This is a genomic window from Ruminococcus sp. MCC718 (genome assembly GCF_018783905.1).
Lineage (GTDB): Bacteria > Bacillota > Clostridia > Lachnospirales > Lachnospiraceae > Hominisplanchenecus > Hominisplanchenecus faecis.
In genome coordinates this window covers 12,869-38,364 of record NZ_WQNP01000068.1, presented here as the reverse complement: position 1 = coordinate 38,364, position 25,496 = coordinate 12,869, and the positions used below count along the sequence as shown (strand labels likewise).

Genomic DNA, 25,496 nt, shown 5'->3' with positions numbered 1-25,496 from the left:
ATGTATCACACTTTCGCAGGTATACTCACTCTTTAGAATTTTCCGCTGTGACCTCCGTGTACTTCACCGGATGAGCTGACATGCGTGCTGCTTCCGCCGCCTCCACTGTGTGAATCATTATCATTTTTTGGAACCGGACGGCTTGTAACCACTTTATTAATAAAGCGATCCTGTTTCACGGTAAGATTCAGACTACCTTTTTTCATATATTCTTCTGCTGTGGTCCGCTTCACAACGGAAGTCAGTTTGGAACGTTTGATCGATGCCGTGATCAGTGCAATCACAAATCCGATTGCCAGGCACACAACCAGCCAGAATGCATAGGCAAATGGCTCTTGCGGCATATTATTTACATCATATGGCTCGCCTGTCTCTGCCTGTGTCAGGAAACGGTCGCACTGTTCTGCAAAACAATTAAATGCTTCTGCGTACTCACCATCACCAAGGTAGGATACCAACTTTTCTTCTATATAACTAAGTCCGGCATCCGTAAATGCCGTGATCGCATAACCATGTGTGCTTGTTGCCCAGTTGCGGTCGCCCATATCCACCAGGAAAAGTATCCCCGCTTTGTCTTCGCCAAGTCCATAGCCATCGTAATCAAATGCATCATCGGCGTATTCGGTTGCCGTTTTTCCCTCCAGGGAATTAACGGTCATTACCACTGCATCACAATGATGCAATTCACTGACTTCATCAAGTTTTGCCTGGATCTGCTGCTGTTCTTCTGCCGTGAGCAGCTCTGCCTGGTCAACAAGTCTTGCCGGATGATTCGATGCTGCCTGAATATTCAGAAATGGTACGAATAAAAATAATACCATACTAAGCAGCAGAGACATGATTTTCATTTTTGTTTTCTTCATCTCGCCACCTCCTTACAGCAACACCATGAAAACCCAGAGCAGTGCATAAAGGACAAGTCCGATCCCTGCTCCCCACATGGCAATAAATCTCCAGAATGCTCCATTGTCTGCCGGAAGATCACCGACAATCTTTCCGGTCTGACCGTTCATGGCAAAAATATATTTTTTACCTTTCCAGGTCGTATTTAAGATCCATACCGGATAGAGAGCATACTTTGCCTGGTCTTTGATCTCCATATTTGCTTTTTCCTGATCGATCACATGATAACCTTTAACGGTATTTCGGAATTCACGCTCTGTGCTTCTCCGGATACGTTTTTTCGCACGCCTGATGCACTCCTCTTTCGGCACATCGTAGCGGTCTGCCAGATAGCCTGCCATATACGCCATGCGAAACGGCACTGCTTCCTTAAAATCATATGGTTCCACCGATTCCATCAGCGTATCATCCATCTTTTTTGATCCGTCTGCCGGAACTTTTTCAAACTCTACCGTTCCTGCTCTTTTTACTTCAAAATTCTCATGCTCTGTGTACTCAATATCATTTGACACCCATACACGCGTCTTTTCCGCATGATAGGAGAAATCTGCCTTTGCTTTCAGATCAAATATCCAAAACGGAACATAAACACCTTTGATCTCGTCGATATGGTTCTGCTGTTTGAAAACACCCGGCAAAAACTTTTTGCCTTCGAGATGTTTCCGGTATGCTTCTTTTGCCTGTTTTTTGTCTTTTTTAAATGGAATGATATAATCCGGTCTTAAGGCACCGTCAAACTGCCCTTTCATAACAACTTTGTTGCCGCAGTACGGACAGCTCGTGGCACCGGTCGTTTTATCTGCCAGGATTTCACCACCGCAGGATTCGCACACGTAGAGCATCATTGCTCCTTCTTCTGCTGCTTCCTGTGTTTCTCCCTGTTCTGCCCCTTCTTTGGAAGCTGTTTTCTCCGACTGCGTTTCTTCAAAGTCGGACAGATCTGCAACCGTATCACAGTAAGGGCATTTCATTTTCTGAGTTTTGCTGTCAAATTCCATTGCTCCGCCACAAGCAGGGCATTTGTATTCTCTGATATCTGCCATAGATTCATCCCCTTACTGTACAATATCACCATCGTTGAACGGATCTCCGCATTCCGGACAGAAACGCGGCGGATTTGTCGGATCTTCCGGCTCCCATCCACATTTATCACAGCGGTATTTTTTTGCTGCTGCCGGTCTCGGACTGCCGCATTCACTGCAGAATTTACCTTTGTTCAGTGCCCCGCAGCTGCATCTCCAGCCCTCTTCCGGCTTTGCTGTTCCGCATTCCATGCAGAATTTGCCGGTATTTACAGCTCCGCAGCTGCACTGCCAGCTTCCTGCCTGTGCGGACGGACGCATCGGCTGTGCCTGTTTTTCTTCCGGTATATACTGCTGCTGTCTTTGTGCCTGCTGTCTCTGATTTCCCATCTGGAGAAGATCCTGGATATTGGCACTTCCGGCTCCTCCTGCCATATTCAGTCCCATAAAGCCCATCATCGCACCGTTTGGATTGGATGCGGCTGCTTTCATGGCTTCTGCCTGTGCACTGCCAAGCGTTGCCGCCATCATCGTCGGATCTCTCAGAACAGCAGCATCCTGGATTTCCTGGATCTTCTTGAGGTCTTCCTCTTTGAGCGTGATCGGGTTCATCGCTACGGATACCACGGAAATACCGCGTTTTTCCGCCCACTTTTTGGTGAGTGCTTCGTTCATCGCCTCTTCGAGATCTCCCGCATGTGCCGGGATATCACTTGGCAGAAGCTCCAGTTTTGACAGCTGTGCAAATGCCGGCTGCAGTGCGGAGATAAACTCTGTCTTTAACTGTCCGTCGATCTCTTCTCTGTCGTAAGTCATCTCTACGTTTCCGCAGACATTCTTATAGAAAAGGATCGGGTCGGTGATACGGTAAGAATAGATACCGTTGCATCTTACCTGTACGTCACGGCTCAGTCCGGTATTGTGATCCACTACATGGAACAAAAACGGATTTGCCGTGCCAAATTTGTTATCCATGATCTCTTTTGTATTGATATAATACACTCTCTGGTCTTTTCCGGTATCTCCGCCGTAGGTAAAACGCTTTCCGAAGGTAGCAAAGGTCTTTTTCAGACCTTCGCCCAGTTTTCCGGTAAAAATGCTTGGTTCTGTAGAACTGTCGTAAGTAAACTGTCCCGGCTCCGCACATACTTCCACAATCTTGCCCTGCTCAACGATCAACATACACTGACCGTCGGCAACTGCAATACCGGAACCGTTTGAGATGATATTCTCACTGCCCTTGGTGTTTGAGGACCGCTTTCCCACCTGCTTCTGTCCTTTCACAACCAGGGTATCTGCATCCATCGCCTCACAATAGAAAAATTCCCTCCACTGATCTGCCATTGTTCCGCCGACTGCTCCGACGGCTGCTCTGATAAGTCCCATAATATTTTACCCCTTTCTTTCCTTTTGTTTCTGTTACTTTCCCTTTACTATTTTATCTTTACCTTTTTGGAAAGTTTCGCTTTGTTCAAAAGTTTTGCATACTTTTTCTTCTGTGCTTTCGGCACTTTGACCGTTGCTTTTTTATTTATATTTTTAAACGCATTCTTTCCAATGGTATTAATCTTTTTACTCTTAATAATAACTTTTTTCAGCTTTCTGCAATTTGCAAAGGCATTCTTTCCAATCTTTCTGACATTTTTTCCAATTGTCAGACTTTCTATCTTCTTGTTGCCCTTTAATGCATTTGCTGCCACACTGGTTACTTTCCATGTTTTTCCGGATGCCTTGATCTTATCAAAGATCTTCACACTCTTCTTTGCTTTGCCTTTTGCAGTGATAGATTTTACCTCTACCGTGTCTTTTCCGGTTACTTTATAAGTAAACACTCCATACTGACCTTCTGCTTTGATCACCTGACCAACTTTCACCGTACCATCGTTTGGAGTTTCCGGTGTCTGTGGATTTGTAGATGGTGTTTCCTTTTCCGTAGACGGTGTTTCCTTTTCCGTAGATGGTGTTTCTTTCTTAAGTGCAGAGGCTGCATTGCGAAGAGCTGTTAAAATCTGCTGCATCTCTTCTTCGGTTGCTGTTTTTTGCTCTACGGCTTCTTTCGCTGCATTCAGTGCTTTTTCATAAACTTTCCAGGTTTCTTCTGTATAGTCACTTTCTTTCCTGCCTTCTGCTGCTGCGATTTCATTTTTCACTTCATTCACCAGTTCTTCCGGTGCCGGAACTGGTACATTTGGAATCTCCACAGTCACTTCACAGGCTGCTGTTTTCTCTCCATCTTCGGTCGTTACGGTGATGGTTGCTTTTCCATTTGCTACTGCGGTCACTTTTCCGTTTCCGTCTACAGTTACTACTTTTTCATTACTCGTTTCAAATATCACATTTTTATTTGTTGCATTTTCCGGTGCTACTGTTGCAGTAAGATCTACTGTCTGACCTTTTTCTGTCAGTTTCGCTGTGCTCTTATCCAGTGTAACTCCGGTTACGGCTATCGTTTCCGGAGTAGTGTCATCTGCCAGCTCTGTGATGAATTTTGCGTCTGCAAAATCTGCGTGATCATTGCTGTCGCTGCCATTCTGATCCACGTTCAATCTGAGGATTTTGACACCTTCCACAGAAATATCCAATTTTGCCATCTCAGATGCTCTCGTAACAGCTTCACCTGTGTAAACCTGTTTATTATCCGTATAAACATTGAATTTTACATTTCCATCCTGGTTTGCTTCACGGTCAACGCCCATATAAGATGTAAATTTCTTAAAGCCCATACCTTCGATATTGTAATAGAGATTTGCGGTCGCATGAATACCCATACCTTTCTCAAAGGTTTTTTCCTGGCTTCCGTCATAAAGTGTCAGTGTCTTTCCGTCTACAGATTTGTCTTTCATGATGGAACCCCATCCAGTTGCAGAATTGCTCTCGTAACTTAAATCAGAAAGGTAAACTTCGCTCTTGCCTTCGACTCTCCAGATATAGGTTTCGGTTCTGCTCTTGTCTGCGGATTCCACTGTAACCAGTAACTGGTTGTTTCCTTTTTTCATCGTTACAGAAGTCTCTACGCTTCCCGTTCCGGTTGCGGCAGTTACATTGTTGCATTTTACAGTAATTTTTGCATTTGCTTCCTGTGCGGTAAACGTTACCCTGGAAGTTCTTGTCATGGTTGATGCCGTATACTCTTTGAGATTGGCATTAAAGTTTCCATTGCTCTGGATGGTACTGCCAAACTGTACTTTTTCCAGTTTGGCATTGCTGTCAGATGGTACACGCAGACTCAGGCTATAGTGCTCTGTTACGCCGCCGTCTGGTGTGATTGCAATACCAACGGTCATGTTATCGCCTGAAACAGGAATGCTCTCTTGCGGGTTATATGTTTTTCCATTTACATTCAAAACTGCTTTTGCACCTTCGCCAAGATCTTTCAGAGCAATTTTGACTTCGGTCTGTCCCTTTGTCAGAGATGCACTGTAGGATTTTTCAGAAGCATCAAAACCTGCCACTTCTTTGTTATCTACGCTGATGCCGCCGATGGACGCATCCTGTGCTCCGGTACGTGTAACCAGGAAACGATAAATTTCCTGTGTTGTTCCGTCTTCTGCGATTACTCTTGCTGTAATGATATTTAAGCCTGCCACAAGTGCAACTTCCTGCTCTGTAATCTGGTTTTTGCCGTTTTCTGCGGATACGATCTCATTGACATTTTTCAGTCCGACACCATTACCGACACCGTTTCGGCAGATTTCGATTTTTGCATTTTCATCTTTTGCTTTCAGAGAAATCTTTACACTCTTTACATTCTTATCGGCAGTTGTCACATAGCTCTTTGTCTCAGATGAGAATGTCGGGAAGGATACACCGGATACAGATGCACTCTCCAGAATCGCATTTCCTGATTTTACTTTTGCAAGATTTTCAATATTTCCGCTCTCTCCTCCGGTTGCTGCATCTTCGGTCAGTGCTACTGCTTTGCCATTGACCTCCAGGTCTGAGAAGGTAAATGCGGTTCCTTTTGTGCTGTTTCCGGTACCGGCAACCAGTGCCACGCCAAAGGAATTGCCGATTTTATCGTTTGTGATGCTGTTTCCTACTTTTGTCCAATTTTCTTTATCAACACTGCAATATCCGGTAAAGGTATTTCCGGATTTCTCCAGTTTCAGCCAGATTTCCTCTGCATTCGGATTTTCTGTGTTCTGGTCTTCATTTGCACTTCCGTTTGCTTCGGTCACGACATGGACCTTCGGACTGTTCGTGCCATGTTTTCTCTCGACTGCCACATAGTTGTCATCATCTTTGTAGATAAACAGACCTGCTTCGTCCCAGTTGTTGACGGTCTTGCCGCTCATTTTGACGATGGCTGTGAAGGTTCCGTCACCGCGGTTTACATTTTCACCGCTTACGATCACGTTATTGGCTGTCTGGGTTGCCCAGAGTCCCTGTCCCATTGCTTTGATGGTCACGCTGTCACCGCTGACACTGTAGCCGCCGTCGCTTGGATTTTTCACGGTCAGATCTTTTGCAAGCACTTTCACTGCTGTCACGGTTCCGGTGCTCTGATCTGTCACCGTAAAGGTCACAGGATCTGCCTGGAATTTACGTCCGCCGACCAGCTCATAAGCTGTCACGGTTGCTGTTCCCTTTTTCAGACCTGTCACATGACCGGTGCCATCCACACGTACAACTTCCGGATCGCTGCTGACATAGATCATTTCGCTTGCCGGCTGTGTGCCACTGCCGATGCTTACGCCTTCGTTTTCACCGATCTTCACTTCACTGTTCTGCATATTCGTGATATCGACTCTGCGTGTCACACCTTTATCAGAAATATTATCAGAAATATTTACGTTGCGGCATCCGTTGAAAGTAAATGCATTGATATTTGCACCTTCCACAGCTGAAACATTCATAGCAACGCTCTCGCCGATCGCCAGTGTGGTTTTTGCAGGGTTTGCCTTTTCATTTACAGAGAAACGCAAAACTTTGTTTCCGGTAAAGGTCAGTCCGTTTACGCTCTTTGCATTAATAATATTGCGGGTTCCGTTTGTAAAATAGAATGTATTGTCTTTGATCCTTACATTTTTATGTACCGGTGAAGCTGCCCCGTTGTTGGTCGGATCAAACTGGATAAATGCACTGTAAGAATTCTGGTTGACACCACAGCGTCTGAATACATTGCCTTCGATTAGAACATCTTCATCATGTCCTGACTCGTACCAGCTGTTTACGTCATCGGAAATGTAAACGGCTGCACCGGCTACGTTGTCAAATTCGTTGTTGCGGATCACGACCGGTTTTCTGGTTGTCACCAGAATACCACGTACCGGCATCTCACGGAATACGTTGTTCTCAATCTCAACACTCGGTGTATAAGTAACATTTTCCAGAGCTGCTGCATTTGCAGACACGGAAGACGGCATATTTGTATCCAGTGTTACAATGATTGTATCCAGATCCGTTTTGGAAGCATCGGCTTTGTCACCATTTCCGGCAACCATGGTTCCGCCATGTCCGTCCGGACCTACCACTCCGGTTACTTTTGCTTTTGCCCCGTCGATTGGAAGCAGTGTTCCCTTAGAAACAAACTCTACTTCATCTCCCACATAATAGTTCGGAAAACCGGAAGTTTCGTGATGCTGATAGTGAACTTTGAACTTATTATCAGAGATTCGTTCTGTTACCTGTAAGAATGTTCCATGGATGTTGATCGGGTCATCCTGCGGATCTTCAAATGTGCTGTTCACAATGCGGATTGTTCCGCCGCAGCCGGACATCTGCACAAAGTCAGCAGAACCAACGCCGGTTCTTCCGCTTCCTTCATAGTTGCGGAAATTTACATCATCCAGTGTAATGTTTTTGGAAAGCTGTCCTACCACACCAAATGCATGCAGAAAATGCAGTTCGACATGCTGCATCGTCACACCATCACTCTCCCAGAAAAAGGCTGCGGAATGATCACGTGTAGTCCTTCTCATCTGCTGACCATATCCTGCCTTGAAGGATGGTGCAGAATTGTAAGTCACCTTCAGACGATGTCCGTCCAGTTTTTCCATGCTCTGTACATTGTTGAAAAATTTATCGCCGGAAGTAGTCAGGGTAGCGGTTGTCATATCAAATCCCTGTACATGTCCGACATTGTTCGTATAGCTCCAGTATGCCTGTCCGGTGTATGGGCTGACATCGCTGCTCCAGGTAACGGTTGTTCCGCTTACGGAATAATTATAACATTCCGGAACATATAAAATCGCTGTATTGCCTTCTACTTTTTCTGCTGTTACACTGACTACCGACGGTACCTGGAAATCGGTGTCAAAATTCTGGATTCTGATGTTTTTACATCCGATCGTGGAAAACATCATCATCTTGCCATGGAAGATCAGACTGGACTGATTTCCTTCCAGTGTCACATTTTCCATATTTTCCAGCAGAATACCGATATTTTTCATTTTGTACGTGCCACGGTCACCGTTATTACGGCTTAAAGTATTTGAAATATACAGTTCCCGTTTCTGTGCATGATCCGGGTAAATCTGATATTCCCCTTTCGGGAAATCCAACACAACCGGTCCGTTCACTTCTTTTGCTGCCTCGATAGCTGCCTGTATGCCCTCGGCACTGTCTTTTACTCCGGTCGGGTCAGCCCCATACTGTGTGACATCAATAACTGTTACCTTATCAGAAGCTGAGGCTGCATTTGACACCCCCCCACTACTGGGAAACACCAGTGACAGCAGCATACAGATCACCAGCATGACTGAAAATGTTTTTCTTGTTTTCATGTTATTCTCCTTTTCTTTGCTCACCTCTTATTTGCAGTATTTCAAAAAATATCAGGCAGAATGACTGAAATAGGAAGCACAAAATCATTCATATGACATCTTTATTTTAATACCTACTAAAAAAATACTATATTTTCGTCATTTTGTCCAGTTAATCTCAACATCATTTCCTGATAAATCCACAAAATATCTAAATTTAACAGCCCGGATACAGATTTATTATCTTTTTCCTATTGACATAAAAATGCAGCATACTCTTCTTCCTTTTTGTATGCTGCACTTTCTATTTTTTTTATACAATTACAAGGTTTCCTTATGTCTTTACAATCTCTCCGTTATCCGCTCTGATATTAGCATATCGTAAAACTTACGGTCGCTTTTATACTTTTTATTTTCATATTTATCCTGCATAACTGTTTCTGATACCGCATGCCTGCTCAAACTCACGCAGTTTGCGTCTGGCTTCCGGAGTAATGTTCCGCGGCACCTGTACCTGGACGGTCACATAATGATCGCCGTGTACCTGCGGGTTCTTCATGGAAACAATACCTTTGCCTCGCAGACGAATCTTGCTTCCGGACTGTGTGCCTTCCCTTACTTTGCAGATCACATCGCCGTAGAGCGTATGGACTTTCGCTTCGCCGCCAAGGACTGCCGTGGAAAACGGAACATTGACGGTCGTGTAAACATCCATGCCTTTTCGTTCAAAGCCCGGTTTCTCTGCGATTTTAACTTTCAGAAGCAGATCTCCTGCCTGACCGTTTCTGCCCATCTGACCTTTGCCTCTTAAACGGATGCTCTGACCGTCATCAATACCTGCCGGGATATGCACCTGAAGCGACTGTGTCCTGCCCGGTGCAGAAGGATCCGACAGATTGATCACCTTGTCACCGCCAAGTGCTGCTTCATCGAAGCTGACGGTGATATCGGCGTGAAGGTCACTGCCCCTGCCGCCAAAGCTACTGCCTGTACCGGAAAATCCATCGCCGAAACCACTGTTTCCGCCTGAGAATCCGTCTCCAAATCCGCCGCCGAAATGATAAGATCTGCTTCCGCCGCCTGCTCCGGCACTGCGGCCGGAGAATCCGCCGCCAAAGATATTTTTCAGGATATCATCCATGTCACCGCCATCAAAATGGAACTCCTGGTATCCGCCATTTGCTCCGCCAAACGGTCCCTGACCGCCCTGGTAATCGGCACTGCCGAACTGGTCATACATTTTCTTTTTCTCCGGATCACTGAGCACCGAGTAGGCTTCTGTGATCTGTTTGAACTTCTCGGCTGCCTGTGCATTTCCGGCATTGGTATCCGGATGATATTTCTTTGCCAGTTTACGGTATGCTTTTTTGATTGTATTTTCATCTGCGTTTTTATCTATTCCAAGGATTTTATAATAATCTTTTCTTTCTTCCATTTCTGATTCCTCCTCTGATCATGTCAAATCTTATATCCATAACGTTTCTTTTGAAATGCCATGTCTGTCATCTCAGGGTCTTCATTCACCAGAATATTCTATCTGATCTGATTTTACAGAAATATCCGAAAGCTTTTTTATTCAATATGATATGATGATGCCAGGGTCAAAAGGTCTAAATCCACATGAGCTTGCTCATAGATGGATGAAAGACCTTGGGACCCGCCCCGATATGAGCATAAAAGTGGGATGATAATCCCACGATATGCGAATACTGGGGAGGATTGTGGGAGTGCAACGCACGGAACAATCCGTAGGCATCATAGTTAGGGACTTTTGACACCCACATCATATGATCGGATATTTTTGTTCTATCAGAACTATAACACCCGATTCTCAATCTGTCAATACTTATGCACAAAAAACATGGCCGATCAGCCTGGAATCTTCTTTCTCCAGCAGAATTTTCCTTACTTTTTCAAAAACTGCCTCTGCCAGTGCTGCATGTCCTTCTCTTGTCATATGCTCCTGATCCTTTTCCCCCGGCAGTGCCACATCCGATGCCGCCAAAAATGCAATCCCTCTTCTTTTTGCGATCTGTTCATAGACTCTTTTCAGACCTTTTGACACTTCTACGGAACGGCGGTCAAATTCCCGGTCGTATTTCTCCACGTCTGCTCCAAGATGGATCGGTGAGATCAAAAGCACCGGAAGATCCTCTCTTTCCCTCCGGATCTGATCCAGAAGACGCTCAATGCCCACGCCGATCTTCTCCGGTGTCGTCTCATAAGCCGTTTTGCAGTCGTTTGTCCCGAGCATAAGAACCACCAGTTCCAGTGGGCGGTGCGTCTCCAGGATGGCCGGCAGCATATCGATCCCACTTCTTCCGGGACGGTAAGCATCTGCAAACATAGTCGTTCTGCCGCACAGTCCCTCCTCGGCAACCCGATAGCCGTAAAACTGCAATTTCTCATCTAAAATGCTCGTCCATCGCGTTCCCCAGCTGTAACGGTTCGCTGTTCCCGGGATCAATCCGTATGTGTTTGAATCACCAAAGCATAAAATCTGTCTCATATCCATATCCTTCTTTCTGTTTTGCTGTTTTGCTTTTCTGCTTTGCTGCTTTGCTTTTTTTCGTTTGTTTATTTCTTTTTGACCTATTTCTTATTTTCGCTTTTTGCTTCGTTTTATATTCCTAGTAATTTGATATGTTTACTATATATTATTCTTTTCCATTTGTCAAGTACAGGCTTGCACAGAATTAAAAAACATGCTATGGTCAGAGTACTTGATGCCAGGGGCAGCGAAAGTTACTCTGTAACAAAGCAATTCGCAGGCATCCTTTAACTATCGATAAATTCGCAGGCATCCTCTGACTGCTAATATTTGACTGTTATTATCATATAGAAGGGATTCATTATGGAAAACACAGAAATGAAAAAAATCATCGACCGCCAGCGTACTTTCTTTCAGACTGGAACGACACTGGATGTCTCTTTTCGCATCGCCGCACTGAAACGGCTGCAGTATATGATCCGCCGCCACGAAAAAGAGATCGAGGCAGCTCTTCTGCTCGATCTGAAAAAGAGTTCTTTTGAAAGTTATATGTGCGAGACGGGTCTTGTTCTAGATGAGATCCACTATATGCTCCGCCATATCCGCTCATTTGCAAAAGAGCAGGATGTCAGAACACCGCTGGCACAGTTCTGCTCCAGAAGCTACCAGAAACCTTCTCCTTACGGTGTCACGCTGATCGTAAGTCCCTGGAATTATCCGATCCTGCTGACTCTTGATCCGCTTATTGATGCCATTGCAGCCGGAAATACGGTGATCTTAAAGCCAAGTGCCTACTCTCCTGCCTGCAGCGATCTGCTTGCAAAACTGATCCATCGCTATTTTCCAGCAAAATACCTGACGGTGATCACCGGAGGACGCTCTGAAAATACCGCCCTGCTTCAGCAGCATTTTGACTATATCTTTTTCACCGGAAGCAAAACGGTCGGAAGGGAAGTGATGCGGCAGGCTTCTTCGCACCTGACTCCTGTAACACTGGAACTTGGCGGCAAAAGCCCGTGTCTGGTCGATGAAAGTGCCGATCTTGCACTCGCCGCCAGACGCATCGTATTCGGGAAATTTTTAAACTGCGGACAGACCTGCGTTGCCCCGGATTATGTTTACTGTGATGAAAAAAGAAAAGAGGCTCTGATCTGCGAACTGAAACGTCAGATCACGAAACAGTTCGGCAGTGAGCCTCTGAAAAATCCTTCCTACGGAAAGATCATAAACCAAAAACATTTTGAACGCATCCGAAGACTGCTCAATCCTGAAAAAGTAATCTTTGGCGGAAATGTCAATCCGGATACTCTCCAGATCGCTCCGACCCTTCTTGACCACGTGACCTTTGAAGATGCTATCATGCAGGAAGAGATCTTCGGACCGCTCCTGCCGGTCATCACTTACCGCACACTGGATGAAGCAATCGCCAGGATCAACGCCATGGAATGTCCGCTTGCCCTCTATCTTTTCAGCAAAAAGAAAGAAAATATAGAGAAAGTGACCGCAAAATGTCAGTTCGGCGGCGGCTGTGTCAACGATACCATCATCCACCTCGCCACCCCTTACATGGGATTTGGCGGTTGCGGCGAAAGCGGCATGGGAAGCTACCACGGAAAAGCCGGGTTTGAAACCTTCTCACATACCAAAAGCATCGTCGATAAAAAAACATGGATCGATTTTCCGGTGCGATATCAGCCTTATCGTCCGGTCAAAAAGTGGCTTTTGAAAAAAGTGCTTGGATAGTTTACACTCCCCACAGCTAAAGCAGGGGGATTCTTGTTTCAACCACTACTGCATTAGAGAATACCTTACGCTATCGAAATGTCTTACACAGTGTCCACAAGCTAGATTATACTGTTCCCGTATGCCCTACGGTGCAGTTTTGTATATCTATGCCGACTGCATTTGCAGTCCTTTATTCAAAATATTTATACTTGCATTGCCATCTCTGTCATGTACGGTATGACAGTCCGGGCACTCCCATACACGGACCGCCAGATTTTTTACCAGTGGATTTTTATACCCACAGCTGGAACATGTCTGACTGCTTGGGTACATGGTCGGCACTTTGACCACATCATTCCCATACCAGGCAGACTTGTATGTAAGCATATCAAAAAACTTACCCCATGCCGCAGAACCGATGTGCTGTGCCAGTTTATGATTACGCATCATGTTCTTCACTTTCAAGTCCTCTATGCAGATTGTTTGGTTTTCACGGATCAGCATAGTGGACTGCTTCTGTAAGAAGTCATTTCTCTGGTTGGTAATCTTTTCATGGACCAGGGCAACCTTAACACGCTGTTTCCTGCGGTTACCAGAGCCTTTCTGTTTTTTTGACAGCCTACGCTGTTCACGAATGAGTTTACACATTGTTTTTTCAAGATATTTCGGATTTGCCACACTCTTTCCGTTACTGTCTGTATAGAACTCTTTAATGCCTACATCAATGCCTATACAGCCTCCATTGTTTTGTCTTGGCTGCGGCTCAAATTCCACGTTAAGGCCCACAAAATACTTATCTGTAGGAGTATGTTCAATCGTTACATGATTGATTTTTCCCACTTCCATAGACTGGCGTATCCTGACAAATCCAAGTTTTGGCAGTTTTATGTATCTTCCTGCAATACGGATATTATCCCTCTGGTTTATGGTTCTATAGGACTGGTGTCGATTGTGTTTACTTTTGAATGTCGGATGTGCTGCACGTTTCTGAAAAAAGTTCACAAAACCTCTGTCGAGGTCACGCAAAGACTGTTGCAGGGCAATGGAATCCACCGCTTTTAGAAAAGCAAAATCATCACTCTTTTTCAGTTCCGTCAGCATTGCAGAAGTCTGGGAATATCCGATCTTACTTCCATTCTCAAAGGCTTCCTTACGCATGGCAAGTCCTCTGTTGTAGACCAGTCTGCAGCAGCCAAGTGTCTGATTAATTAAATTTTGCTGTTCCCTGTTCGGATAGATCCTGAATTTGACCCCTTTTTGCATTATCCCATCTTATCCTTCTGTCTTTGCGATGTTTTCTGGTTTTCGATATACTGTTTCACTGCTTCCATTGGAGCTCCGCCCACAGTAGATATAAAATAGCTGTTTGTCCAGAGGGTCGCATTTTCGTTTTGAGATATGGAAATTCCTGTCTTAAAATTCTGGACGTATAGCCTTTAAAAGATTTTACCGTTTTGTGGATGCCAAACTGAGGATCTACTTCCAGCAGCATATGAACATGATCCGGCATGATCTCCATTTCCAGAATGTCTACAGAAAGATTTGCAGCATACTCCGTGAGTAATTCCTTCAGTCGTACATCCACACCATTCGTTAATATTTTTCGTCTATATTTTGGGCACCATACTACATGATATTTGCAGGAATAGACGATATTGTGATTTGATTTATATATTGTGTTCATATTTGTATTATATTATACTTTTAAAATTAATACAATTGTTATTTTGTCCATTTCAATTACTTGCGTAAATTCAATGGACGCATCTTATATCCCCATAGCTAAAGCAAGGGGTTTTACGATGCATTGGATAAATTTTATTCTTCTTCCAGTCTCTGGATCATTTCATAGATTGCCTTTGCAGAATTGAAGTTTTCCGGTTCCATTTCTTCGGATGGAATCTCGATATCATATGCATCGGTGATCTCTGAGATGATCGTTACAACGTCCATGGAGTCGATCACTCCGTCATCTACGAGGTCTTCTCCGTTTTCCCAGTCTACTTTCGGCATTGCTTCTTTTAAGATGTCTAATAATTCGTTCATGGTTTTTGTCTCCTTTGATTTTGTATTATTTTTTTAATATAACAGTCCGGTTTTTACTCTGTCTTTTCTTTCTCGGCTTCGATCAGTTTTTTACGCTGCAATTTTCCGTTATAGGTTCTCGGGATCTTGTCGATCTGCTCGATGAGTTTTGGCACTTTATATGCCTCCAGTTTGCCTTGCAGATACTCATAAATGCCCTGCTCATCAAATGCGGCACCGTTTTCCATCTCCACAAAGAGCTTTGGCTCTGCCCCAAGGAGCGGATGTGGCACCGGAATGCAGGCACAGTCGGCTATTCCTTCAAATCCCCCGGCGATCTCTTCAATCTCATCCGGAGCGACTTTGTTGCCGCCGGTTATGATGACATCATCTTTTCTGCCCAGCATATAGATCAGTCCGTCCTCGCCCACATAAGCAAGATCTTTGGTGCAGATATAGTCATCACGCATGATTTCCTGATTGAGCTGCGGTTCATGATAATAACCCTTCATATTCATGGTTCCGCGGCAGGCGAGAAAGCCCGGTGTCTCTTCGGTCGCATCGATTGCATTGCCCTGCTCATCAAAAAAGACAAATTCTGCATGGCAGGACGGTTTTCCGATGCAGTTTTTCTTATCCGGCATTGCATTGAAATCCAGGATACAGGAGCATCCGGACTCTGTTGTTCCGTAAAAATTATAGAGGCGTGTGTTCGGAAGAAGCTCTCGCAGATGCTCCTTGTCGTGGTTCGGGATCGGTGCGGAACCAAGCTGCACATAATCGAGCTGGTCTGCATATTCACCGAGTTTGTCTCCGCTTAACTTGAACAGTGCCGCCAGTGCTGCCGGTACAAGGTCTATCGCTGTCACATGATATTTTTCGATCGCTCCGAAAAATTTCTTTGTAAAGATCACGCCGTCGATGATCACCACGCTGCCGCCATTTAAAATATTGGAATAATAACGGCGAAGTCCGTGCGAATGGCTCAGGGGTACCGGGATCAGTTCGACACTGTCTTTTTTCATTTCGACGGAACCAATCACATTTTCAGAAACGGCGATCACACTCTCATAAGTAAGCTCAATGCCCTTGGATTTTCCGGTTGTTCCGGTTGTAAAGAGAACTTCTGCGGTTTCTTCAGGCTCAGGAAAGCGAAAACTGTCTCCATTTTCATCATCGCTTTCGGATATTCGCATTTCTGCGGCATCGTCCATTTTATACGATAATACATCTTTTATCGTTTCCCATTTGCAGGAAAACTCACCCTGCTTCGCTGCCAGATATAATTTTGCCTCCACTGCCCCGATGATCTCTGCGATGCGGTCATCTGCCGCATTCTTCTCGATCGGCACAAAGACTGCTCCGACAAGCTGGATCGCCAGCTGACTGATCACCAGCTGGGCATTCTGTGAGTTTCGCACAACGACATGGTCTCCTCTTCGGATGCCAAGTTCTCTTAAATGCACGGCATAACCGTACACACATTTCCAGGCATCCAGATAAGTCAATTCCACTTTTCCATCTGCCAGAAACAGTTTGTCCGGCTGCACTTTTGCATATTCTGCCAGTGCTTCCACGATGGATCTTACCATATGCTCCCCTTCTTTCTTTTGATCTGATCTTTCTGCTTTCGCTTTAAACTTCATAATTCAAGTCGAACGCACGTGAGACTTGGTGCGTGATTCTGGTCAGCGAAAGCTGACATATTCTTCTCAGAATCACTGCACATTCTACACTTCTTTTCTTGCACCTTCGGCTGTACTACTGCTGCTCTGTCTGATCAGCCTTTGCTGCTTTGATTGCTTTTACTGCCTTTTTCAGTATCTTTTCGGCTGCCTTCTCATATTCTTTTTCTTCTTTTTCGGCCGCCTTATCCCAGCTTGCCGCCACCTCTTTGCCGTGGTCGGTCTTAATATCATAATGTTCCCTGATATAATTGCCCAGGTATGTGGTAAATTTCGCTGCACCGATCGCATTGGTATGCTTTGGATTGTAAAAATCCACGTTATATTCCAGCCCCATTTCTTCTGCATAGTAATTGCCGTCCAGGAACCGGAAGCCTGCTTCTTCCACAATGCGTTTGATGTAGTTGTCTTTCTGATGTTCTTCCTCTGTCACCTGCCATGGTGTTGCCACAAAAAGTACCTGAAGATTTTCTTTTTTACATTTTTCTATAATTTCCCGCAGTTCTTTTTCAGATTTTTCTGTGATCGGAATTTCTCCGGTAATGTCTTTCACATCCAGATAACTTATGATCTTATGACGGCTGTTGACCGACCATCCTTTCAGCGGATGTTCTTTTGCATTAAACAGATATTCCCAGGATTCTTCTGTCAGATTTTCCCAGTTTCCATGGTATTTTATCAGGTCAAAACCATAGCTGAGCCGATCTTCAAATCCTTCGGTCAGTTCTGTGACCATCTTAAAACGGTTCCAGGAAACTTTCATATTATCTGCGATCTGGCGAAGACGATTTTCTTTGATCACTTCATTGTCTGTATCTGTAAAACGTCTGGTTTCTATAATATACAACTGCGGTGACTGTGTTTTTTCCACTTCATCGATCAGTGACGGTATCACATAGACCGGCTGGGCTGCCGTGGCGATCCCATAGGATGTGATGCCCTGCTGTTTCCAGAGCAGCGGACTGTTCAGATAGCGGTAAAGTGCACTGCTCCCAAAGCCTACCACATCCAGACTGTCCCTGTCTTCTGCATAAAATCCAGCTACTCTCGCCCTGAAAAAATCTTTGTCCGTCGGACGCATCACATAAGTGGTCAGCGTCAGCAGAACTGCTGCGATTGCAAGAAATACAGCGGTTCCGAAAATGTATTTGATCTGCTTTTTTATCTTCATCTGCCACGCCTCCCCTTAAAACTTCTCATAGATAAATGCGGAAGGATCATACCCAGGGCCGTACATGCCAAAGATAACAACCGCAAGCAGAAGTGCATAGATCAGTACCCAGCGAAAGACCAGATTCTGTTTTTTCAGTGCTTCCAGGACATCCATCTTTTCCTGCAGGATACTGACGGTCAGAAGTACCAGCATTGCAACGATCACAACGGTCATGTTCGCCTTGTTTAAGCCATAATTGTAGATTTTGCCGTTTGCCAGGCGGTACCATCCGATGCCGGTGCAGGCTCTCTTTAAGATGCCGATCGCACTTGCGAAATCATCTGCCCGGAAGAAAACTCGTCCGAGACAGCAAAGCAGGAAGGTCCTTCCCATCTGGAAAAGACGGAAACTGAAACATTCTGTTTTGATGTGTAATTTCTGCACCAGTTTTTCGTTGTATGGTGTGAAGATCATGCTCAGCATGATCAGGATACCGTGAAACAGTCCCCAGGTCACATATTTCCAGTCCGGTCCGTGCCAGATTCCGGTCAGGAGCCAGACCGCCAGGATCGGAATCGCCGAGGAGACGATTCTTCCAAATTCATTGCCGAAACGTTTTCTCGCCTTTTTATTTAAATCCAGTGAAAATTTGGAGATCGAGATCGGATAGAATACATAGTCTTTAAACCAGTTTCCAAGCGTCACATGCCAGCGTCTCCAGAACTCCGGCATCGTCTTTGAAAAATACGGACGCAAAAAGTTCGGTGCCAGGCGGATGCCAAACAATCTTGCCGTTCCGGTCGCGATATCCATACATCCCGAGAAATCAGCGTAGATCTGGATAGAAAAAGCTGCCGTTGCCACAAAGAAAAAGAGCATACCGGTGTACTGCGTATAATTTCCATAGATCTGATCTACAAACGTACCGAGACGTTCTGCAAGGATCAGCTTCTTTGCAAATCCCCAGAGGATCAGAAGTGCTCCGTCCCTGAGGTTATCATACTCAAAACGATGCTCTTCGTACAGCTGTGTGCCAAGATCTGCATAACGCGGGATCGGTCCCTGAACGACACTTGGGAAGAAAGAAATATAAAGCAGATATTTCAGAAAATTCTTCTGTGCCTTTACTTTCCCCTTGTAAACATCGATCAGATAGGACAGAATCTGAAATGTGAAAAAGGAAATGCCAAGCGGCATGATCAGTTTAAACAGGTCATCTCCGTGTCCGATCCCGAAAAGATTGAGAATAGAATAACCGGTCTTCAGTAAAAAATTCGTGTATTTGAACACGACCAGGATCCCGATATTGAGCACCAGCCCCCAGATCAGGATCCGTTTTCGCTGTTTTTTGTTGTTTGCCTTCATCCGCTTGATCTGTTTGCGGTCAAGGCCTTCTTCCTGTTTCTGTTTTTCAAGTTTTTCATGCAATTTCCCCATCTTGCATGCCACAACATAAGATACTGCGGTTGCCAGAAGCAGCACCAAAAACTGGTCAAAGCCTGCTGCCAGATAGAAGATCACATTTGCGACAAGCAGCACATACATACGGTGCCGGGGTCTTATGATATAATAAATACAGAATACTGCCACAAGAAAGAGCAGATATGTTGATGATGTGTACGACATGATTTTCCCCTTATTAGCCTTCCTGATGCAGTGCTTTGTTAAACATATCCCACATCTGTCCATAGCCTTCCGATGCCGGTGTGACCGGTTTCGGAATCGTATTTGGCACATCCATCTTGATACCGCCCTGCTTTGCCATGACCAGGATCCTTGTTCCCAGGCAGACTGCCTCCTGGATATTGTGCGTGATAAAGACAACGGTTACTTTTTCTTTCTGGTGCAGCTTCATCAGCTCTTCCTGCAGATGATTTCGCGTCATGGCATCCAGACTGGCGAACGGCTCATCCATCAGAATGATCTGCGGCTTGAGTGCCAGTGCTTTGGCGATCGCCACTCTCTGTTTCATACCGCCGGAAAGCTGATGCGGATAGAGTGTTCTTGAAGAAAGCAAATCGACTTTCTCAAGTGCCGCATCGGAAATCTCCCGCAATTTTGTTTTATCTTTTAAACCCTGTATTTTCAGAGGGTACTGCACATTTTTTTCTACTGTTTTCCACGGAAGCAGCTGATTAAAGTCCTGAAAAACCATGATGCGGTCCGTCCCCGGCTCGCTTACCTCTTTTCCGTTTACTTTGACCGTTCCGTCAAAGGTTTCAAAACCGCCGATGCAGCGAAGAAACGTAGTCTTTCCACATCCGGACGGTCCCAGGATGCAGACAAATTCGCCCTCATTCATCGTAAAGTTTACGTTTTTGAGGACTTCATTTCCGTCCCCTTTTCCACCATTGTCATAGATTTTTGTCAGGTTCTGCACATCCAAAACGGGAGTTTTCCCCTTCTGCTCCTGTGTCATCTGCTCATCCCCCATTTCTTAAGTGTCATTTTTTCTATGGTGTGGAAAACTCCGTATTCTACTACAATTCCGATTACAATGATCACCAGAAGTGCTGCAAAAACACCGGCGATATCCACATTGGTACGCTTCATGAAAATAAACCATCCGATACCGGCTCCGGAACTGGTCGTTCCGAAGATCATCTCCGCACTGATCAGACCTCTCCACGCTCTCGCCCATCCGGTGCGGATACCGGAAAGAATATAGGAGAACGATGCCGGAATATAGATGCCGGTCACAAGTCCGAGTTTTCCAAGTCCCATATTTTCCCCGGATTCTATGTAGATCTGCGGCACCGCCCGAAATCCGTCCATAATGCTTCTGGACATTGGCCAGATGATCGAATGTACCACGATCAGGATGATCGTCCCTTCCCCGATCCCCATCCACAGGATTGCCAGCGGCAGCAGTGCCACACCAGGTATCAGGTCACACAGGGAAACGACCATATGGTAAATGGAATAAAACGTCTTGCTGACGATGGACAGTCCGGAGAGGATAAATGCCAGCACGATTCCGATCAGCAGCCCTTTTGCGATCAGGCTTAAGGAATAAAGCGTCATCGCTCCCAGCCCGTCCTGCGAAAATCCTTTGATCAGCGACTGAAATATCTTTCCAAGTGACGGAAACATCAGTTCTGGAAAGGAACCCATCTGATAGACGACCTGCCATACCACCAGAACAGCAACAATAAAAACAATCTGATTTCTTAAATTTTTCATCGTTCTCATCCTTATTCTTTCTTTTCTGACAGATCTTATCTTGCCGACTCTGTTGTGATTGCTTCAAAGGATTCCGGTGCACTGTCCACGAAATCATTCTCCGCCATAAAGTTTGCCATATCCATGACGCCCGGAAGTTTCATATCATAGACACATCCCGGATCCTGTAACCATTCCTGCATCGTTTCTGCCGTGACATCCTCTTTCTTGCAGAGAATATTTGCTGCTTCTTCCTGGTTGTTGTTGATGTAATCCATCGCTTCCTGCGTTGCACCCACAACTGCCTGATAGATTTCTGGCTGATTTTCATACAGGTCATCGGATACCAGACCAACGATAAATGCATTGCCTTCCGGCCATACCGAATCCAGGCTTTCTGCCTCTTTGATGTTGTCCTGTTCTTTTGCCTTGAAAATATAAGGTGCGGTTGTGAGCTGGCAGGCTACACTTCCGGACATCAGGGCAGTCATGCCATCCGGATGGGACATGGTCACCAGATTGTTGTCCAGTGCATGGGCATCGCCAAGCTCCTGCTTTGCGAGCATTGCCAGCAGAATATGCTGAATACTTCCGACGTTTACAACGGAAATCTTTTTATCATCTGTGATATCTTTTAACGAATGGATCGTATCCTCGTTTGTCAGCAGCTCGTTTGGCTGTGCTGCGATCGTTCCGTACATTTTGTAAGGAATCCCTGCCGTTACACCGGTAATGAACGGTGCGATCCCCATACATGCCACATCAATATCCCCGGATGCCATCCCTTCATTGATCGCCGATCCGGAATTTAAGCTGACCCACTCAACCTCGATATCTCCATCGTAGTTTTTCTCGATCAGTCCCTGTTCCTGCATAATGGTCAGCGGTGCATAAGCCAGTCCGTACTGATAAGCAATCTTTACTTTTGCTGTGTCCCCACTATCCTGCGTACTTTTCTGACTTTTTCCGCATCCGCTTACCCCTAAAACCATGGATACCGCCAGAAGTATTGCTGTTATTTTCCTCACCCTTTTTTTCATCGTCTTTTCCTTTCTTTTGAGCACCCGGTCTGCTGCCTGGTGCATTTTTCATCAGCTTATTCTATAATTGTGATATAATTATGACATTTTCATTACATACAGCACTGTTTTCGTCATTTTTTCATAAACTTCCTGGTCAGGAATCTGGACAAACCGGCATCGGAAGGCAAAAAAATCCCCCGGAAATTGCTCTCCGGAGGATTGTATGTTCTGTTTTATGCTCTGGCTGCCGCCTTTGCCTTCGCTTTCTCACCCAGGAAATCAATGGATGTCTTGCAGATCACCTTATCAAAGATAATGAACATCGCCGGCAGGATGAAGATTACGCATGCCATACTGATCAGGGCACCTCTTGATAACAGTGTACAGATTGCACCGATCATATCAACTTTGGAATACCATGCCACACCGAACGTTGCTGCGAAGAAACTGAAACCACTTGTCATGATAGACAGTGCACATGCTTTGTGTGCATTCATGACGGCTTCTTTCTTGCCAAATCCTTTTCTTCTTTCCTTCTGGTAACGGCTCGTCATAAGGATCGCATAGTCTACGGTTGCACCAAGCTGAATGGTTCCGACTACGATACTTGCAACGAATGGAAGTTCGATTCCCTGGAAAAACGGGATTGCCATGTTGACGTTGATGGCAAATTCAATAACCGCAACCAGAATGATCGGAACGGAAATGGATTTGAATACCAGCATAATGATGATAAAAATAGCTGCTACGGAAGCAACGTTTACATTTACCAGGTCGATGTCCGTTACATCCTGCAGATCTTTCATCAGCGGAGCTTCACCGATCACCATACCGTTTGAATCGTATTTCTTTACAAGATCGTTGATCGCTGCAATCTGACTGTTGGATTCGTCTGTTGCGGAGCTGTACTTTGAGCAGACAAATACCAGTTCCTGTTCATCACTTTGCAGCATATCTTTGACATCTTTCGGGATCATGGAAGCCGGCACGTTTGCACCGAATACGCTGTTCAGTCCAAATGCCCATTTCACACCGTCCACCTTTTCGATGTCTTTCATCAGCGTAGTCTTGTTTGCATTGGAAATGTTTTTATCCATCATGATGATGTGCATGGTGCTCATGTCGAAGGTATCTTCCAGTTTTTTGTTTGCCACATTTGAATCCAATGTTGACGGAAGCGATTTATCAATATTGTAGTAAATCTTGGTGTGGTTGTTTCCGTATACTGCCGGAAGCAGTCCGATGCAGAAAACGGCCAGCCAGATTTTATAATGCCTGATGATAAAACCGGACAGTCTGTTCGTATTCTTGATCAGCGGTTTATGTTTTGTCTTTTCGATCAGCGGATCAAAGATCAGGATGATCGCCGGAAGCAGGGTTACACAGCAGATAACACCGATGATAACACCTTTTGCCATTACGATACCAAGGTTTTTACCAAGTGCGAATGTCATCAGACACAGGGCTGCGAAACCGGCTACCGTTGTGATGGAACTGGATACGATGGATTTGAAGGTATTGGATATTGCATGACCCATCGCTCTGTTCTTGTCGCCAGGGAATCGTTTTTTATTCTCCTCGAAACTGTCCAGCAGGAAGATCGAGTAATCCATCGTAACACCAAGCTGAAGGATCGCTACCAGTGCCTGTGTCAGATACGAAATCTCACCCAGGAAAAGATTCGTTCCCATGTTATACAGGATCGAGATTCCGATACAGAGCAGGAACAGGATCGGCACCACAAAGGATGTTCCGGTAATCTCCAGCACGATGAAAGAAAACAGTGCTGCGATCGCCACGTAGATCGGCAGTTCCTGCAGACACAGATTCTTGATATCGGTTACGACACCGGACATACCGCTGATAAAGCACTGCTTATCTGCAATGGCACGCATGTTTGTGACAGCTTCCATCGCCTCGTCTGAAGATGTGGTGTTATCAAAAAGTACCAGCATCATTGTAGAATCGTCCGCAAAGAAGATATTCTTTAAATCTTTTGGCATCATGCTTGTCGGAACGCTGATATCAGCGATGTCATCATACCAGAGTACCTTTTTGACATGTTCGATCTCTTCGAACTTGTTTTTCAGTTTCTGCACATCTTTAAGCGGCATATCCTCGACGACGACCATCGAGAATGCACCTGTGCCGAATTCATCCACCATAACATCCTGACCTTTTACCGTTTCCAGAGATTCCGGAAGGTAACTTAAGATATCATAGTTGATTCTTGTTTTTATGGTTCCAATAACAGATGGAATGAGAAGCAAAATTCCGATCAGTACGATCAGGATACGGTGTTTTGCTATCCATTTTCCAGTCTTGACCATTGTTGTCATCTCCTATCTTTCCTTAATATTTATGATACCGGGGAGCAAAGATTTTATTCCCCTGACATCCCGTTTACGGATTCTGTGTCGGCTGATCATTCTGTGCATGGATTGCCTCCAGTGACATCAGCAGTGCATAATTTGATGCCTGCATCGCAAAGTCCAGAAAGTACTCTGCCAGCAGTATCTTATTCTCAGCTGAGAGTTCTTTTGTCGTTTCCTCCGTAAAACTAATCCCAAGCTGCTCCTGTGCAATCTGGATCACCTGGTCGACTTTGTCGTAAGCTTCTGCTATCCGTCCTACCAGTTTCGCCTTGCTGTACTTCATTTTATTGTGGAGCATTTCACGGTTTTCTCTGCATTCTCTGCGGAGTTCCTGGATATCTTTTTCTACCTGTTCCGGACAGTCCATCTCGCCCTGCTCAATGCGGCTGTGCATCTGTCCGATCGCCTTATCCAGCTCATATAGCTTTACAGAAAGTATATCATGTGTCATACGCACACCCCTTTCCTTTCTTTCTCACACCATTTTAGCAAAAATCTGCTTCGCTGATATAGACAAAATATCCGCAGTGTAAAAGAACTTTACACTGCGGATATTTTATAAATCGTTATTCTCATCTGAAACAAGGACTGCTTTGCCCATTAACAGAAGATAAATCTGATGTACTATATAACTGATGTTTTCGGTGTCCTGCTTCGTCCACTCGCGGAGCAGTCCCATAACCGCCTGACAGTGGTAATGCAGGATAAACTCCCGGTCTTTGTCTGAATAACCCTCGTACCAGTGCTGCATCTCCGTCACTTTCTCAAACAGATCATAAAAAACCTGCTCCAGCATACGTCCGATCTCGTCACCATAGTTGGACTGCATACCGCGGATTGCATAAGGCTGAAGCTGAATCGCAATCTCAAAAAAATGGCGAAGCCCCTTCTCAAGATCCTGCTGGGCAATACATTCTTCCAGGACAACTTCTGTCTCCTGATATAAAACCCAGTGAATCAGATCCGGAATATCCTCAAAATGATAGTAAAATGCCTGCCTTGTGATGTGGCACTCTTCTACAATATCCTTTACCGTCAGTTTCTTTACTTTTTTCTCAAACAGAAGGTTGCTGGCAGCTTCTGCAATTGTTTTTTTCATATCAATAGCCATTTTACCTACTCCTATTTCACTCAAAAAACCGCTTTGTTGCTTATGCTACCGTACATTTTTTCTTCTGTCAAGTAAATTAATTCTAAACTGTTCCTGAGGCTAACGATGTGCAAAATGA

The 25,496-nt window shown here is 45.0% G+C and carries 18 protein-coding genes and 1 pseudogene; 1 reads left to right on the top strand and 18 read right to left on the bottom strand.

Going from position 1 to position 25,496, the window contains the following annotated elements; genetic code table 11:
- Positions 1-32: 32 nt before the first annotated feature.
- The 6 genes from GPK60_RS07710 to GPK60_RS07685 form a co-directional block, all read right to left on the bottom strand.
- Positions 33-863: a TPM domain-containing protein gene (locus tag GPK60_RS07710; protein WP_215659209.1), complete on the bottom strand. Its 831-nt coding sequence runs from the start codon at positions 861-863 to the stop codon at positions 33-35.
- A gap of 12 nt (positions 864-875) precedes the next feature.
- Entirely contained in the window at positions 876-1,946 is a 1,071-nt protein-coding gene (locus GPK60_RS07705; RefSeq protein ID WP_215659208.1) for a hypothetical protein, read from the bottom strand.
- Positions 1,947-1,958: 12 nt separating this feature from the next.
- Entirely contained in the window at positions 1,959-3,311 is a 1,353-nt protein-coding gene (locus tag GPK60_RS07700; RefSeq protein ID WP_173898180.1) for an SPFH domain-containing protein, read from the bottom strand.
- A gap of 47 nt (positions 3,312-3,358) precedes the next feature.
- Positions 3,359-8,650, bottom strand: coding sequence for an NPCBM/NEW2 domain-containing protein (locus GPK60_RS07695; RefSeq protein WP_215659207.1), 5,292 nt, complete (start codon positions 8,648-8,650; stop codon positions 3,359-3,361).
- A 400-nt stretch (positions 8,651-9,050) separates the two neighbouring features.
- Positions 9,051-10,064, bottom strand: a complete 1,014-nt coding sequence (locus GPK60_RS07690) for a DnaJ C-terminal domain-containing protein (protein WP_022118292.1) — start codon at positions 10,062-10,064, stop codon at positions 9,051-9,053.
- Between the two features lie 411 nt (positions 10,065-10,475).
- On the bottom strand, positions 10,476-11,138 hold the full coding sequence (locus GPK60_RS07685; protein WP_215659206.1) for a GDSL-type esterase/lipase family protein: 663 nt from the start codon (positions 11,136-11,138) through the stop codon (positions 10,476-10,478).
- 345 nt (positions 11,139-11,483) lie between these two features.
- Between GPK60_RS07685 and GPK60_RS07680 the strand changes: the two genes are divergently transcribed.
- A complete protein-coding gene (locus GPK60_RS07680) occupies positions 11,484-12,863 on the top strand; it encodes an aldehyde dehydrogenase (protein ID WP_215659205.1) in 1,380 nt (459 codons plus the stop codon).
- A 147-nt stretch (positions 12,864-13,010) separates the two neighbouring features.
- Here GPK60_RS07680 and tnpB read toward each other — a convergent pair whose 3' ends face one another.
- The 12 genes and pseudogenes from tnpB to GPK60_RS07620 all read right to left on the bottom strand — a co-directional run bounded on the left by tnpB (position 13,011) and on the right by GPK60_RS07620 (position 25,378).
- Entirely contained in the window at positions 13,011-14,108 is a 1,098-nt protein-coding gene (gene tnpB, locus GPK60_RS07675) for an IS200/IS605 family element RNA-guided endonuclease TnpB (RefSeq protein WP_215659204.1), read from the bottom strand.
- Positions 14,108-14,529 (bottom strand): annotated as a pseudogene (gene tnpA / locus GPK60_RS07670) (IS200/IS605 family transposase). The gene tnpB and the pseudogene tnpA overlap by 1 nt, the downstream one beginning before the upstream one ends.
- Positions 14,530-14,663: 134 nt before the next feature.
- Positions 14,664-14,891 carry a phosphopantetheine-binding protein gene (locus GPK60_RS07665; protein ID WP_022118934.1) on the bottom strand — a complete coding sequence of 76 codons (228 nt, stop codon included), beginning with the start codon at positions 14,889-14,891 and terminating at the stop codon, positions 14,664-14,666.
- A gap of 53 nt (positions 14,892-14,944) precedes the next feature.
- Entirely contained in the window at positions 14,945-16,516 is a 1,572-nt protein-coding gene (locus GPK60_RS07660) for a class I adenylate-forming enzyme family protein (RefSeq protein WP_215659203.1), read from the bottom strand.
- A gap of 115 nt (positions 16,517-16,631) precedes the next feature.
- Positions 16,632-17,726, bottom strand: a complete 1,095-nt coding sequence (locus GPK60_RS07655; RefSeq protein ID WP_215659202.1) for a hypothetical protein — start codon at positions 17,724-17,726, stop codon at positions 16,632-16,634.
- A 15-nt stretch (positions 17,727-17,741) separates the two neighbouring features.
- Entirely contained in the window at positions 17,742-19,334 is a 1,593-nt protein-coding gene (locus tag GPK60_RS07650; RefSeq protein ID WP_215659201.1) for an MBOAT family O-acyltransferase, read from the bottom strand.
- 13 nt (positions 19,335-19,347) lie between these two features.
- The gene (locus GPK60_RS07645; RefSeq protein ID WP_252191328.1) at positions 19,348-20,142 is read right to left on the bottom strand and encodes an ABC transporter ATP-binding protein; all 795 of its coding nucleotides are present in this window, start codon (positions 20,140-20,142) and stop codon (positions 19,348-19,350) included.
- On the bottom strand, positions 20,124-20,891 hold the full coding sequence (locus GPK60_RS07640) for an ABC transporter permease subunit (protein ID WP_252191327.1): 768 nt from the start codon (positions 20,889-20,891) through the stop codon (positions 20,124-20,126). The genes GPK60_RS07645 and GPK60_RS07640 overlap by 19 nt, the downstream gene beginning before the upstream one ends.
- Before the next feature lie 35 nt (positions 20,892-20,926).
- Positions 20,927-21,910 (bottom strand): ABC transporter substrate-binding protein, encoded by a 984-nt coding sequence (locus tag GPK60_RS07635; protein WP_215659200.1) that lies wholly within the window; start codon positions 21,908-21,910, stop codon positions 20,927-20,929.
- 215 nt (positions 21,911-22,125) lie between these two features.
- Entirely contained in the window at positions 22,126-24,222 is a 2,097-nt protein-coding gene (locus GPK60_RS07630; RefSeq protein ID WP_215659199.1) for an MMPL family transporter, read from the bottom strand.
- A 73-nt stretch (positions 24,223-24,295) separates the two neighbouring features.
- A complete protein-coding gene (locus tag GPK60_RS07625; protein WP_022118926.1) occupies positions 24,296-24,718 on the bottom strand; it encodes a hypothetical protein in 423 nt (140 codons plus the stop codon).
- Positions 24,719-24,823: 105 nt separating this feature from the next.
- Positions 24,824-25,378, bottom strand: a complete 555-nt coding sequence (locus GPK60_RS07620) for a TetR/AcrR family transcriptional regulator (protein WP_022118925.1) — start codon at positions 25,376-25,378, stop codon at positions 24,824-24,826.
- Positions 25,379-25,496: the final 118 nt, after the last annotated feature.

Excerpts from the sequence above, each read along its gene's own strand:
- GPK60_RS07620 (WP_022118925.1), bottom strand. The coding sequence starts at position 25,378 with ATGGCTATTGATATGAAAAAAACAATTGCAGAAGCTGCCAGCAACCTT.
- GPK60_RS07700 (WP_173898180.1), bottom strand. The coding sequence starts at position 3,311 with ATGGGACTTATCAGAGCAGCCGTCGGAGCAGTCGGCGGAACAATGGCA.
- GPK60_RS07665 (WP_022118934.1), bottom strand. The coding sequence starts at position 14,891 with ATGAACGAATTATTAGACATCTTAAAAGAAGCAATGCCGAAAGTAGAC.
- GPK60_RS07635 (WP_215659200.1), bottom strand. The coding sequence starts at position 21,910 with ATGAAAAAAAGGGTGAGGAAAATAACAGCAATACTTCTGGCGGTATCC.
- tnpB (WP_215659204.1), bottom strand. The coding sequence starts at position 14,108 with ATGCAAAAAGGGGTCAAATTCAGGATCTATCCGAACAGGGAACAGCAA.
- GPK60_RS07650 (WP_215659201.1), bottom strand. The coding sequence starts at position 19,334 with ATGTCGTACACATCATCAACATATCTGCTCTTTCTTGTGGCAGTATTC.
- GPK60_RS07685 (WP_215659206.1), bottom strand. The coding sequence starts at position 11,138 with ATGAGACAGATTTTATGCTTTGGTGATTCAAACACATACGGATTGATC.
- GPK60_RS07655 (WP_215659202.1), bottom strand. The coding sequence starts at position 17,726 with ATGAAGATAAAAAAGCAGATCAAATACATTTTCGGAACCGCTGTATTT.
- GPK60_RS07680 (WP_215659205.1), top strand. The coding sequence starts at position 11,484 with ATGGAAAACACAGAAATGAAAAAAATCATCGACCGCCAGCGTACTTTC.
- GPK60_RS07630 (WP_215659199.1), bottom strand. The coding sequence starts at position 24,222 with ATGGTCAAGACTGGAAAATGGATAGCAAAACACCGTATCCTGATCGTA.
- GPK60_RS07660 (WP_215659203.1), bottom strand. The coding sequence starts at position 16,516 with ATGAAGTTTAAAGCGAAAGCAGAAAGATCAGATCAAAAGAAAGAAGGG.
- GPK60_RS07625 (WP_022118926.1), bottom strand. The coding sequence starts at position 24,718 with ATGACACATGATATACTTTCTGTAAAGCTATATGAGCTGGATAAGGCG.
- GPK60_RS07705 (WP_215659208.1), bottom strand. The coding sequence starts at position 1,946 with ATGGCAGATATCAGAGAATACAAATGCCCTGCTTGTGGCGGAGCAATG.
- GPK60_RS07640 (WP_252191327.1), bottom strand. The coding sequence starts at position 20,891 with ATGAAAAATTTAAGAAATCAGATTGTTTTTATTGTTGCTGTTCTGGTG.
- GPK60_RS07645 (WP_252191328.1), bottom strand. The coding sequence starts at position 20,142 with ATGGGGGATGAGCAGATGACACAGGAGCAGAAGGGGAAAACTCCCGTT.
- GPK60_RS07690 (WP_022118292.1), bottom strand. The coding sequence starts at position 10,064 with ATGGAAGAAAGAAAAGATTATTATAAAATCCTTGGAATAGATAAAAAC.
- GPK60_RS07710 (WP_215659209.1), bottom strand. The coding sequence starts at position 863 with ATGAAGAAAACAAAAATGAAAATCATGTCTCTGCTGCTTAGTATGGTA.
- GPK60_RS07695 (WP_215659207.1), bottom strand. The coding sequence starts at position 8,650 with ATGAAAACAAGAAAAACATTTTCAGTCATGCTGGTGATCTGTATGCTG.